Annotated in this window: 9 protein-coding genes and 2 pseudogenes; 7 read left to right on the top strand and 4 right to left on the bottom strand. The window is 61.8% G+C overall.

The window, feature by feature from the left end; all coding sequences use genetic code 11:
* The first annotated feature begins 10 nt into the window (after nucleotides 1–10).
* The 5 genes from FZ983_RS20495 to FZ983_RS20475 are packed head-to-tail and all read left to right on the top strand — an operon-like array spanning nucleotide 11 to nucleotide 6,199.
* Nucleotides 11–1,444 (top strand): HlyD family type I secretion periplasmic adaptor subunit, encoded by a 1,434-nt coding sequence (locus FZ983_RS20495; protein WP_149225346.1) that lies wholly within the window; start codon nucleotides 11–13, stop codon nucleotides 1,442–1,444.
* Between the two features lie 2 nt (nucleotides 1,445–1,446).
* A complete protein-coding gene (locus tag FZ983_RS20490; protein WP_149225345.1) occupies nucleotides 1,447–2,796 on the top strand; it encodes an SEL1-like repeat protein in 1,350 nt (449 codons plus the stop codon).
* 19 nt (nucleotides 2,797–2,815) lie between these two features.
* Nucleotides 2,816–5,089, top strand: coding sequence for a glycosyltransferase family 2 protein (locus tag FZ983_RS20485; protein WP_149225344.1), 2,274 nt, complete (start codon nucleotides 2,816–2,818; stop codon nucleotides 5,087–5,089).
* Nucleotides 5,086–5,880: a radical SAM protein gene (locus FZ983_RS20480; RefSeq protein ID WP_149225343.1), complete on the top strand. Its 795-nt coding sequence runs from the start codon at nucleotides 5,086–5,088 to the stop codon at nucleotides 5,878–5,880. The genes FZ983_RS20485 and FZ983_RS20480 overlap by 4 nt, the downstream gene beginning before the upstream one ends.
* The gene (locus tag FZ983_RS20475; RefSeq protein ID WP_149225342.1) at nucleotides 5,873–6,199 is read left to right on the top strand and encodes an SPASM domain-containing protein; all 327 of its coding nucleotides are present in this window, start codon (nucleotides 5,873–5,875) and stop codon (nucleotides 6,197–6,199) included. The genes FZ983_RS20480 and FZ983_RS20475 overlap by 8 nt, the downstream gene beginning before the upstream one ends.
* 145 nt (nucleotides 6,200–6,344) lie before the next feature.
* On the opposite strand, the pseudogene FZ983_RS20470 reads toward FZ983_RS20475, so the two are convergent.
* Both FZ983_RS20470 and FZ983_RS20465 read right to left on the bottom strand, forming a co-directional pair.
* Nucleotides 6,345–8,004, bottom strand: a pseudogene (locus FZ983_RS20470) (ISL3 family transposase).
* Nucleotides 8,005–8,501: 497 nt separating this feature from the next.
* Complete coding sequence (locus FZ983_RS20465; protein ID WP_149225341.1) at nucleotides 8,502–9,698, bottom strand: sugar phosphate nucleotidyltransferase; 1,197 nt, start codon at nucleotides 9,696–9,698, stop codon at nucleotides 8,502–8,504.
* A gap of 228 nt (nucleotides 9,699–9,926) precedes the next feature.
* On the opposite strand from FZ983_RS20465, the pseudogene FZ983_RS20460 reads away from it, so the two are divergent.
* Both FZ983_RS20460 and FZ983_RS20455 read left to right on the top strand, forming a co-directional pair.
* Nucleotides 9,927–10,242: pseudogene (locus tag FZ983_RS20460) on the top strand (transposase); the annotation flags it as partial.
* Between the two features lie 387 nt (nucleotides 10,243–10,629).
* Nucleotides 10,630–11,040 (top strand): transposase family protein, encoded by a 411-nt coding sequence (locus FZ983_RS20455; protein ID WP_188092431.1) that lies wholly within the window; start codon nucleotides 10,630–10,632, stop codon nucleotides 11,038–11,040.
* Between the two features lie 71 nt (nucleotides 11,041–11,111).
* Here FZ983_RS20455 and FZ983_RS20450 read toward each other — a convergent pair whose 3' ends face one another.
* Complete coding sequence (locus FZ983_RS20450) at nucleotides 11,112–12,134, bottom strand: GHMP kinase (RefSeq protein ID WP_247883879.1); 1,023 nt, start codon at nucleotides 12,132–12,134, stop codon at nucleotides 11,112–11,114.
* A 32-nt stretch (nucleotides 12,135–12,166) separates the two neighbouring features.
* Nucleotides 12,167–12,901: a methyltransferase domain-containing protein gene (locus FZ983_RS20445; RefSeq protein ID WP_149225339.1), complete on the bottom strand. Its 735-nt coding sequence runs from the start codon at nucleotides 12,899–12,901 to the stop codon at nucleotides 12,167–12,169.
* Nucleotides 12,902–12,906: the final 5 nt, after the last annotated feature.

The raw sequence follows: 12,906 nt of genomic DNA, 5'->3' as shown, positions 1-12,906 counted from the left end.
GCGCGCGCCCGTGTCCGCACAGAAGCCGACCGCACAGAAGCTTGCGAAAATTGAGACGGCGCGTGTTCCTGCCAACGATGCGGTGCCGCGCCCGTCGGCCAGCCCGCTCGACAAGCAGGCCAAGGCACGCGGAAAGGCGGCGATCGGGGCCTTCCAGAAGGACACGGAGGCGATCCAGAACGCCCCCGATCCGTTCCTGGCCCGCGTCACGCTGCATCTGCTGGCCTTGTTCGTCATCGGCCTGATCGCCTGGGCGTCGCTGTCCTACCTGGACAAGATCGTCGCCTCGCAGGGCAAGATCATCTCGACCGAGCCCAACGTGATGGTCCAGCCGCTGGAGATGGCGGCGATCAAGCAGGTTCTCGTCCGTGCCGGCGACGTCGTGCATCGGGGCCAAGTGCTGGCGACGCTGGACCCGACCTTCACCCAGGCCGATGTCCAGCAGCTGGAATCCCGTCTCGCCAACGCCGACGCGATGGTCGCCCGGCTGGAGGCCGAGCATGACGGCAAGCCCTTCGTCGGCGGCAGCGACCGCTACGGCTACGGCACGCTGCAGCAGGCGCTGTGGCGTGAGCGCCAGGCCCAGTACCAGTCGCAGATGCAGAATTACGAGGAGAAGCTGGCGAGGCTGCAGTCCAACGTCTCCAAATACGAGATGGACCGCGTCCATCTGAACGAGCGGCTGAAGGTGGTGCGCGAGATCGAGAACATGCGCTCGTCCTTGCTGGCCACCCAGGTCGGCAGCAAGCTGAACCTCTTGCAGGCCACCAGCGACCGCATCGACATCGAGCGCAACCTGGTCCTGAACCAGAACGAGCTGCAGGGCAACCGTCACGACCTCCAGGCCCTGTTGGCCGAGCGCGACGTCTTCATCCAGCAGTGGAATGGCAAGATCATCGAGGAGCTGACCACCCAGAGCAACGAGCGCGAGGCGTTGCGCGAGCAGCTGACCAAGGCGCGCAAGCGCCAGTCGCTGGTCCAGCTCGACTCACCCGTCGATGCCATCGTGCTGGAGGTCTCGCCCAAGGCCACTCCCGGCTCCATCGCCAAGGAGGCGGAGCCGCTCTTCACCCTGGTTCCGGTCGGCTCCCCCCTGGAGGTCGAGGCCAACATCGACGCCCGCGAGCTTTCCTTCGTCCAGATCGGCGATAAGGTGCGGGTCAAGCTGGACGCCTATCCCTACATGCAGCACGGCTCGCTCGACGGCGAAGTGACGACGATCAGCGAGGACTCCTTCTCGAACAAGGATGACGCTGGCGGGGCGCTTTACTATCGGGCGCGGATCAAGCTGCTGACGACCACGCTGGACAATGTTCCGTCCAACTTCCGCCTGATCCCCGGCATGCCGCTGACGGCCGACATCAAGGTCGGCGAACGCCGGATCATCACCTATTTCCTGCGCCCCATCCTGCGCGGGGTCGACGAAAGCCTGCGGGAGCCCTGATTGTGTTCGGCAAACTGCTGAAGCGAAGCAAATCCACCACTTCCCGCAAGCCGGACTTCCAGCAAGGTCTTGCCGCCTTCGAGGCGGAGGACTATGCCGGTGCCGTGGCCAACTGGATGCCGCTGGCCGAGCAGGGCCACGCCGAGGCGCAGTTCCGCATGGGCCAGCTCTATGCCCGCGGCCAGGGGGTGGTGCGCGATTTCGGCGACGCCGCCCATTGGTTCCGCAAGGCGGCCGAGCAGGGCCACCGGGAGGCACAGTTCTCGCTCGCCCTGTGCTACGCCAACGGCGAAGGGGCGGCGCAGGAGAATGCCTTGCCGGTGCGCTGGTACAAGACCGTCTCCAAAGCCAGCCCGCCGACGGCCGAGGCGAACCTGGCCCTGCTCTATCCCAACGGGCTCGGCATCACGCCGGACATCGCCCAGGCCCTGCATTGGTACCGGCTGGCCGCCGAAGCCAGCCATGCCGAGGCGCAGCACCATATGGGCCTGCTCCATGCTTTCGGGCAGGGGGTGCCGCAGGACCATGCCGCCGCCGCCGACTGGTACCGGCGGTCGGCCGAGCAGGACTATGCCGTCGCCCAGCATGCGCTCGCCTCCCTCTACGCCAACGGGCAGGGGGTGGAGCGCGACATCGATCAGGCGATCGCCTGGTATGGGCGCGCCGCCGCGCAGGGCTTCGTCAATTCCCAGCTCGCGCTCGCCATCATCTACGAGCACGGCAGCGGGGTGGAGGCCGACCCGGCCCGCGCGGCGGAGTTCTACCGCCAAGCGGCCGAGCAGGGCCATCCGGTGGCCCAGGTCAATCTCGGCCTGCTCTATGCCCGCGGGCACGGGGTGCCCAAGGATTACCGCGAAACCCTGAAATGGTGCCGCCTGTCGGCCGAGCAGGGCAACGTCAACGCTCAGTTCAATCTGGGGCTGATATTCTCCAACGGCCTGGCTGGACCGCCCGACCATGCCGAGGCGGCGGTCTGGTACCGCAAGGCGGCGATGCAGGGCAATGTCGGCGCCCAGGTCAATCTGGGGCTGATGCTGGTCCATGGCTGGGGCGGCCGGCCCGAGATGGTGGAGGGCGTGGACTGGCTGCGCAAGGCTGCGGCACAGGGTCACACCGGCGCCATGACCAACCTGGGTGCGCTTTACGCCAACCCTGACGGCAAGGCGTACAATCCCATCCAGGCCTATGTCTGGTATATCATGGCCGCCGCCGCCCAGCCCGGACCTGAGCGCGAGACGTTGGAGGCCAAGGCGCATGAGCTTGGCACCCAGCTGACCAGCGAGGACCGCCATAAGGCCCAGCTCATCATGGAAGAGTGGAAGAAGAACCCGAAGCTGGTGGCGACGGCCTGATCCGGGAATCGAGGCCGTCATGGCAGTCCAGGGCAAATTCGAGGGGACCGAGCGGCTTCCCGGGATCGGCTGGGTCGCCAGGGGTTGGGCTGTCGATGCGGAGGCGCCGGACGAGCCGGTGCGCCTCGTCCTCACCTTTGAGGGGGGCGTGCTGGGCGAGTTCCAGGCCGATCTGTTCCGTCCCGAGTTGGCTGCTGCGGGGGTGGGCTCCGGCCGGCATGGCTTTGCGGTGAAGCTGCCCGGCGACGTGCTGGATGGGCGTCCGCACCTGATCCGCATCCTCGTGAGAAAGGACGGAGCGGCCCTGGCGCGGGAGGTCGAGGAGATCTTCTTTCCGCCGCACCTGCACGGCCAACTCGAGAGCGTCGAGCACGCAATCTTGCGCGGCTGGGCGTTCGACGAGCAGGCGCCCGAACGGTCGTCCCTGCTCGAGATCGAAATCGATGGCACGCATGCGGCCACGGTGCGCTGCGACCAGCCGAGGCCGGAACTGGCCCAGTTTGTCGGGAGCAGCGGCCGCCATGGCTTCTCGTTTCCCCTGCCGGCCTCGCTGTTCGACAACCAGCCCCATCGGGTTGTGGTCCGCTTTGCCAACACCGACCGCCACCTCGTCGGCAGCCCGCTGGAGGTCCGACTTCCGGCGGAACTGCTGACCGCGCGGCGCCGCCGGCTCGACCGGCTGGCGACCGAGCGCGGCGTGGCGCTGGAGGAGGGGCTGGCGGCGCTGGCGGTTGAGCCGCTGAACCGGCTGAACGATCCGGCGGCCTATCGGGCTTGGCTGGAGAACCATGAGAAAGCGATCGCGGCGGCACTGGCCGCGGCCAGTGGACAGGCGCAACCGCCGACCGTCGAGGTGATCCCGCTGCCTAGCCCGGAGGTTGGCGTGGCCGACTTCGCGGCGATGGTGGCCGGCAGTGCGGCTGACGCCGTGGTGTTGCTGGAGCCCGGCGCCCGGCTGCACCCGGCTTTCCTGCCGCTGGTCCGGGCCGCCCTGTCTGAGGGTGGGGTCAGCCTGGTCTACAGCGATGAGGACAGCCAAGGCGCCGATGGCGGCCGGGCTCAGCCGCAATTCAAGCCCGGCTGGGATCCCGACCGCTATCAGGCGTTCCCGTATGTCGGCTTTGCCTGCGCGATTGTCCGTGACTGCCTGAGCCAAGCGATCGCCTTGGTGGCTGGGTCGGAGATGCCGATCGATGCCTGGGCAGAAGCCGTGGTGGATACCGCTCTGCTGTCGGCGGCGCCGGAACGGGTCAGGCAGCTGCCCTTTGTGCTGTATCACCGTGACCGCAAGTCTGCGGCGCGCCTGCCGAGGGGCGGGACGGAGCGAGCAAGACGGGTCCAGGCCCATCTCGATCGGACCGGCGCCCCGGCCGATGCCCGCATGGATGGGACGGAGCGTGTGCGGGTGCAATGGCGGCTGCCGCCCGCCCCGCCTCCGGTGACTCTCATCATCCCGACGCGCGACCGGGTCGAACTGCTCGAGGCCTGCCTGGAGAGCGTGCTCTCCAAGACGACCTACCCGCGTTACGACATCGTCGTCATCGACAATGACAGCCGGGAGCCGGCGACGCTGGCCTATCTGGAGGGCTTGGCCCGGCGACCGGGCCTCTGGGTCCGGCGCTGGCCGCAGCCGTTCAACTATGCGGCCATGCACAACGCGGTGATTGCGGAGATCGCGAGCCCCTATGTGGCGCTGCTCAACAACGACATCGAGGTGATCGCGCCGGAGTGGCTGGCGGAGATGATGGGCCATGCCGTCCGACCGGAGGTCGGGGCTGTCGGTGCCAAGCTGCTCTACCCGGACGGCATGATCCAGCATGGCGGCGTGCTCGTCGGCCAGCATGGCGCGGCCGATGCTGCCCAGCGGGCGTTTTCCCGCGACGAAGAGGGCTATTTCCACTCGGCTATGGTGGTCCAGAACGTCTCGGCGGTGACCGCCGCCTGCATGGTGTGCCGGCGCGCCGATTATCTGGAGGTCGGCGGCATGGATGCGGAGCGTTTCTCCGTTGCCTTCAACGATGTGGATCTGTCCCTGAAGCTGCGAGCACGTGGCCGGCGCATCCTCTGGACGCCGCATGCGCTGCTTTACCATCACGAATCGGCAACTCGCCAGACCAGCCGCTCGCCGGAAGCGCAGGCGCATGAGCAGCGCGAGGTGGCCCAGCTTCGCGTCAAATGGCGGACGGAAACCTTCCTCGATCCCTTCTACAGCCCTAACCTGACGCGCGGCTTGCAGACGCATGTTGACTTCAATTGGCCGCCACCCCCTGACCCTGCACTGGAGCGGGCATGATCAAAGACTCACTGATGACGGCGGAAGGGCTTGATCTTCTTGCTTCGGGGCCGTTGCGCGATGTTCGCGTTGACCTGACGACACGCTGCAACCTGCGCTGTGTCTACTGCGCGGTCTCCCAGCCCTTCTACAAGGGCGAGGATATGGAGCCAGCGATTCTGAACCGGCTCGTGACGGAGCTGCCCGGGTTTGTGGGCAACGCCGTCGTCGCCGTCAATGGCCATGGCGAGACAACGGCCATGGCGGGCTGGGTCGACTTCTGCCGGGGGCTGCTTGAGGCCGGACTGAAGCTCACCATCATCACCAACCTGGCACGGCATTACACGGCGGAGGAGATGGAGACGCTTGCCCGTTTCCACACGGTTCAGGTCAGCATCGACACCTTCAAGCCGGACCTGCTGAAGGCGCTGCGGCGCAAGGCGAGCGTGGCGATGATCAAGGAGAACATCGCCGGCATCCGCCAGGCGGCCGGGCAGATGGGCCTGCCTGAACCGGTGCTGGCGCTCAGCTGCGGCTTGTATGATCTCAACACCCCGGACATCGGGCATTTTGCCGAAGAAGCCATCGGCCTTGGCGTCAAAGGGATCACTTTCTGGAATCTCGTGAAATATCCTGATCTTCCCGATGTGAATAATGTCTCTCCTCTCGATGCCTTGAGCGTCGAGGCTTTGGCTCCGCGCCTGGAGTCCATCCGGAGCGCGCTCGACCTGCTGACGCGCGCTGGGATTGGCGTGCTCGTTGCAGGTGATTTCCTCACTCCCCTGATGCAGAGGGCCGGCCAGCATGACTGAGATTGACACCATCCGTGATCTGCCGGAGGGCATGACCCGCCTCTGCCTTGATCCTTGGCAGTATGTGGAGTTCCAGACCAATGGCGCTGTGACGCCATGCTGCAACCGGCCGGCGATTGGCACGCTCGAGATGCAGTCGCTGGAGGACATCCTCAATGGCGAGGCGGCGCGCCGCCTGCGTGCTGATCTTCTGACGGGGCACCCTGATCTGCATTGCCGGCGCTGTCACATCCGTGCACCGGCGCAGCCGAATGAGCTACGCAGTTCTGTTTCCGACCTTTTGGCTGAGGTGGTCCCCGCTTCTCGGCCAGTCGGATAAGCTTGGTTCGCCCAGGATGAAGGACGAACCCGATGACGGGGAAGCGGTATTTGGTGGAGTTCAAGGTGTGTTTCAGCGAGCAAAGTTGGGCTCTTCCAAGTTTTGTGTGGATGACCGGAGCGTGTTTCACCATTTGATGTTCGCGTCAGGCGTGACCGAGGACCCGAGCGCGCAGCAGATCGAAGCCCGCCCGGCCATACATGGTGCGCTTGATCGCCTTCAGCCGGTTGACTTGGCCCTCGACCTGCCCGCTACTCCACGGCTCGCTCAGGGCGGCGCGCACCGCGTCCTCGTCGCGGCGGATCCCGGCGGCGAATGGTGACAGCGCGCTGACCTCTGCCTCGCGCAACCAGCCATCGAACGGCTCGGGCACCTTGTCCTTCACCATCTCGCAGAAGCGGATGATGAGATTGGCGGCCGTCGCGATCGACGGCGAGCGCTCCCGCAACGCCTGGACAAAGCGGCGGTCCTCGTCGGTCAACCTGTCAGGATCGCCGGCCAGGAGCCGAACCGCGCGCCGGGGCGTCGGAGGCTCGGACTGCTTCGCCGACACCGGCTTGTTGGAGATCCCCCTCGGTTCGGCGGGTGGATCCTGTCGCCGGCGCCGGGTTCCCCAATCCCGCACGACACTGTACTGTCCGGGAAACCCGCGCTCCTGGAGTTCCCGCCACAGCGCCGCGGCGTTCCGGCAACCTGCCTGCCAGCGATCCTCCAGATAACCATGGTACGGATTGAGGATGCTGGTGCCGCGGTCGGCATGCTGCCATGTCGGGGCATGGCCGGCGCGTAGCCAACGGCGCACCGTTTTGCGCTCGACACCGAGCGACCGGGCAACCGCCCGGGTGGACAGGCCCTGATCGCGCAAGCGAACCGCTTCCGCATAGCGGGCGTCGCGGCGCTCCTGAGCCGCTTGCGCCCGCCATTCTGTGCTGCGCAGCCGCCGCTCCGGTTCGGCGGCGACCGGCTGGGGAGCTTCGCTCATCTCCCCCGGTGGCTCCGATGGCGCGCTCGCCATCCGAGCGGCGGCGCGGAGGTCACGATGATGGTGTTCCAGAACAGAGCGAAGGGCATCGCTGGCATTGCGCAGCAGATGCCACCGGTCCGCGATCTGGAGGGCGTCCGGCGCCCCACGCGCCGTCCCCTCGGCATAGGCGCCGGCGCGGTCGCGGACGACGACGGTGACGCTTGGGTGGGCTGCCAACCACGTCGCCAATGTGTCGGCGCTGCGGTCGGGCAGCAGGTCGATGACGCGCCGGCGCTCGAGGTCGCACAGGATCGTTCCGTAGCGGTGGCCCTTGCGCCAGGCCCAATCATCCACCCCCCGGAACCGTCACCGGAGCGGCCGCCATGTCGATGCCGACGCGCACCCTGTGCCCCAGCGTCGTCCGGCTGATCGGCACGCCCATGGCCCCGGCATGACGGGACCCTGGGTTGCCGCCGAGCGCCAGACCAATGGTCCGGTGCACGGCCCGCAGCCGGTCGGTGTGGCGCGCCCGAGGGCGGGCGACACCGGGCAAGGGTTCGGCAAAGGTGCGGCGCGGACACGTCGCATTGGAACAGCGGAAGCGCCGGACGCGGATCAGCAGCACGGTGGGGCGTCCGAAGCACGCCACATCACCAAGCCTGCGCCAGTAGGCGCCGTGAACGCGGCGTGAGGGTGTGCCGCAGCCAGTGCAGGATACTGACGCAGAAACTGGCTGTGCACGCACGGTGATCCGATGGAAGCTTTGATCGATGTGATCCAGGACCTGAAGATTGGGCAGAAAGCCAATCGATGACAGAAAGATGTTCAAGGGCGCGACAATGATGAAGGAGGTTTCCTTCCATATGGCGGTCCTGCCCCGCGAAAGAGATTGCGCATACCATCGGCTGTTCAGCTCCGCCCGCTCAACCTCTGCAAGGTCACACAAAACTTGGAAGAGCCCAGCGTTCGATTCCGTTGACACTCGGCGGTATCAGTCGCTTTGACGCCGGGCTGGAACGCTTCTTCCACCAGCCCAGCTTCTCATCGTTATTGAGCTGCCGCCGCTTCTCCAGACCCGTAATCACCTCGACGCGTTGGACACCTCCAGGATCAGCACGTATGCCCGATCCCATCGCCGAGCCCCATCCGTCGCCGCCTGCATCTGGCGGCAAACTTGTCAGTGGCGCTTCATCGACTCCTCCCCGATCTGCGTTCAGATCGGGAACGGTGCTCACTCACGCAACGGTCTCAAGCATTGCTCAGAGGCGTCTTCTACAATGTCAACCGCCTTGTTCTGTTTGGCATTTCCGCACGAGTCTTTCGACAGAGTAACGGCATCTAACGCAATTGTTCAATTGCATCAAAATTTTCAAAGAGGCATGGCCTCAATCCAGCTGATTTTGCTAATTCGAGATCAGATATATTACTGCTGAGAAAAAGACTTTGTTCTTTGTTGACTGGCCATTGCGATAGAATATCTTGCAATGTACCTGGTTGAGGCATTCGGCCGTGGTAAGCGACAGCATAGCCATCAACGACATTTTTGAGATGCTGGGGGCGATAGCGGAAGGCGTCGATATGCCCCCCTGTTTGTCGCAGATCTGATTCCATCCATTCATACAGGGGAATTACTTTCTGCATATCATAGTATCCTTGATCAGTCTCCGGCTGGTTAGCCATAACAAATATCAAGCAGCCATTATCATTGCATTGTTTTATTGCCTCTTTTGCGCTATTTCTCCAGCGGAAGCCGGTAGTCTGATGGGCGCAGTAATCGTCACCATGCTCGAGAATGCAACGGCTATCGAAGAACACCGCTGGCTGACGGCGCTCAGGTAGCTCCCGACGAGTGTGCACTAAATCCTCTGGAATTCCGATATCCACAAAGTATCCGTTAAAAGTGAGCCCCGCCAGTAATCCCTCAAGAGCTAACCTAGGAAATACATCACGTTCAATTGAACACGGAAAATTATTAATCAGTTTAAGAATATCTTTTTTAATATAGTAAACTCCACCATTGACGATACCTGGACCTGGAAATTTAGGTCGTTCATGGAAGTTAATAATACGAGATCCGGAGATTTTAACTAGGCCGAACCGTGTTGCGTCAGGAACTGAGCGCAGTGCCAAGCGGCCTATACATGGCTGGGGCAGTGAGCGGGTGGCGAGATCAAGTAGGTTGAAGTCGAACATCGAATCCCCATTCATCATTAGGAACTCGTCTGCCAACAGTTCGCGGGCATGATGCAGGGCTCCACCGGTGCCTAATGGTGCCTGCTCAACAACTACCCGTATGCGCGCTCCAGTCTGTGCGCCAATATTGCCCTGATTCACGAATGCATGCACGATTTCCGCTTGATAGCCGGCGAGAAGAACAATATCGTCGAACCCAAAACGTACCGCTTGGCGAATCAGATAATCGACAAACGGAATGCCGCCTACATCAAGAAGCGGCTTTGGCCGATCCTTTACTAAGCTGCCAAGACGGGTTCCTAACCCGCCGACTAAAATAACGCACTGACGAGAGACTTTCATCTCAATGAACCTCTACCAATTCGCAGAGTGTGTATTCCATCATGACTTATGTTTCCTGTAGAGGCAATATCGTGTTGGATGGGATTAAGGCACGCGACGCGTCTCCCGCCATCACCATGAGCTTGATCTTTGCCAACCCAGGCCCTTTGTCATCTAGGGTCCGGACCCATAAAGGGCCTTTTCTGGAAGGAACCGTTGTGCTTCAACGCCTTGGAAAGGGGTTCTGTGATGAGCGACGGTCAGTTTTGGTTGACGGTGGAGCAGTTTGGGCGACTTGAGCCGCACCTTCTGCGCGAGACCCATGGCAAGCCGCGGGTGGATGATCGCCATGTGATCAGTGGGATCAGCCATGTGCTGAATCGGGCGGGCGCTGGGCGGATGCTCCGCCGGTCTTGGCCCTCGCAAGACGCTCTACAACCGCTTCGTCCGCTGGGCGACCAAGGGCTGTCAGTGCTGATTGTATACTGGTCCATCCGCATTCCCGATAATACTGGCGAATTCAGGAGGTGCGCGCAAACTCAACGAGTTGGCCGAGGTGCGAGCGCCGGGTTGGCGCGATTGGAACGCCAGCCATCCAGTTGCCGATCCTGACCAAATTCATGGAAGCGGCGATGGCGACGTGCTGGAGACGGCTTTTCGCGAGGCCAACGTACCGAGCCCGGCGCAGACCGAAGCCGCGCACCCTTGGAACAGTATCGCCTCCACCCCGGCCCGCAGCGCGTGCACCGCTCGGGACCCTGGAGTCCGTTCGCGTTTGCGCGCGGCCTGAAGCGCTTCGAATTCCTGTCGGTCGCGTAGCGCCATCGCCAGACGCGACGCCGTCTGTCAGTGCCGGCTGGATACTGGTTCTCCCGCACTTTGCGTGATACGGGTGGTACCAAACGGCAAGGATGAGCACATGAGATGAACATCGGAGCAGATTCAGTTCACCGTGACCAAGCGCCTCCTTCCCGTGCTTCCCGATGGTCTCTGCATCGAGCATGTTCTGCCGGAGTCGAGCCGCATCACCATCTTCGTCCGTCCTCGGCACTCGTCAGTTCTGTGCCCGCGTTGCCACGTGCCTTCGTCACGCGTGCACAGCCGTTATGAGCGTCGGTTGGCCGATCTGCCATGGCAAGGCCGGCCGGTGATTCTTCGCCTCCAAGCGCGCCGGTTCCCGTGCCGAGAGGCCAATTGCCCGAAGCGCACCTTCACCGAGCGGCTGCCAGCGAGCGCGCAACCCTCCGCCCGCCGTTCTGAGCGCCTCATCGAAATTCAGCGCCACATTGCGCCCTCGGCGGCGAAGCCGGTGGGAGGCTCGTCCAGCGCCTCGCTATGCCGGCTTCTGCCGATACCCTCCTGAGGTTTGCCACCAACTTCATGGCAGAGATCCACATCGCCACAACCGTCGCCTAATGGTTTTGAGGCCGGCCCCTAAATTCGCCAAGCGATGGATCCTTCGGTAGTAAAATGGCAAGGGACGACATAGCCGCCGGCCCGGGAGAGCGCGCGAAGCACACTAGGACGGTGAGTGGCATCGCTGATAAACATCATGAAGCCACCACCACCTGCGCCCGAGACTTTTCCCGCATATGCACCGGCACTTACAGCAAGGTCGTAGACACTTTCGATTTCTGAATTTGAGATCACGTTGGATGTTTGCTTTTTAGCTTGCCAGCTTTCGCCTAGAACCTTACCAACACCACGAATGTTGCCATTCAGTAGATGTTCCTTAATGCGCACTGCGTCGTGTTTGAGTTTGTGCATCGCTTCCAGCGAACCTACCTTACCATCACGAATCACATTCGACTGGTCCTCAATAATTCTGGCGGAATCACGGGAAGCCCCCGTGAAATAAAGAATTAGAGAAGCTTCTAGTTCGGCCATGATAGCTGAACGAATGCGCAAAGGGTTAACGATGACTCGTTCCTCAGGAAAAAATTCCATAAAATTTATACCGCCGAAAGTTGCGGCGTACTGGTCCTGCTTGCCGCCTTTGAGCCCAATATCGTGACGCTCTATCCAATAGGCTAGCCGTGCCACCTCGTACTCGCCGAGTGGTAACATTAGACGTTCCTTCAACGCTTCAACCATGGCCACGACCATGGTTGACGATGAGCCCAGACCTGAACCAGCAGGAACGTCCGAAGCAGTGATTATGCTTAGGCTAAGTGCTTCGCCGCCGTTGAACTCGTGCATGATACGCCGGTACACGCCCCGGTGTAGCTGCAGTTTTCCTTCTAACGGTATATCTACTGAGGCGTCGAGTTCCTCTTCAATGCCGAGATCAACAGCTCGAAAGATTACCTTGCCTTCCGGTGCTGGCCCAACAGTCGCATAGGCGTACATTGAGATGGTAGCGTTGAGGACGCTACCACCGAACGTATCGCAGTAGGGGGAGACATCAGTGCCACCGCCGCCTAACCCGAGTCGTAGCGGCGCGCGTGCGCGGATCAATCCCTCCAGGGGACGACTTTGCCATGTCGGGCTCATAACTCGGTCTCGTCGGTGAAGGGGGGGGTTATCTTGCTCCAAGCGCGGGTTGCGCGGTAGTCCTGTTCGTATTGATTGTAATGTACGCGATCCCGAGGTTCTGGCTGCTGTTTTGTTGACTGTCGCATACCTGCTTCAGCCTCATCTAGCGTTGTCTTCCTGATAATAAACTCGATAGCGCTTTCCGCTACAGGGGTCTTAGTTTGGTCGTAGCGCGGAAGCAGAAATCGATTAGTTGCGTCTAACAGTTCTATTTTCTCTACCGACGCTTGGCTAGGTAGCTCCGACAGAATTTTTGTCAAGTTAATTGATCGATTGCTCCAAGATTTCCTTTTGAATATCGTAAACGTATGTTTATGATCTGCATTAAATGTGCTAGGGAAAATTCCTTGTTCATAAAGATCTTCATCTGGAACCGTGATGATTAAATAGCCACCAGGCCGAACGATGCGAAACCAGTTCTGTAGTGCTTCGGTTGGATTGACCATATGCTCTAGGCAGTGGCTAGAATGCACGAAGTCAAACACATTACTCTCTACTCCGTGCATAAACTGGGCGTCGCCATCCTCTAGATCCCAAATTCGCACACTTTCCATCAGGGGAAAGAATTCCTGATAAAGGGATAGCGGGTCAGGCTTCCCACCAATATCAACGCCATTTCCAACGAAGTAACGCCTCAAAAAACGTGAGTCATGTAGGCGGCGTTGGATAGATTTGCTGAGTTCTTTCATAACAA

The sequence above is a fragment of the Azospirillum sp. B21 genome, assembly GCF_008364825.1.
GTDB lineage: Bacteria > Pseudomonadota > Alphaproteobacteria > Azospirillales > Azospirillaceae > Azospirillum.
Note: the sequence above shows the minus strand (reverse complement) of the source record. Positions and strands in the feature narration are given on the sequence as shown.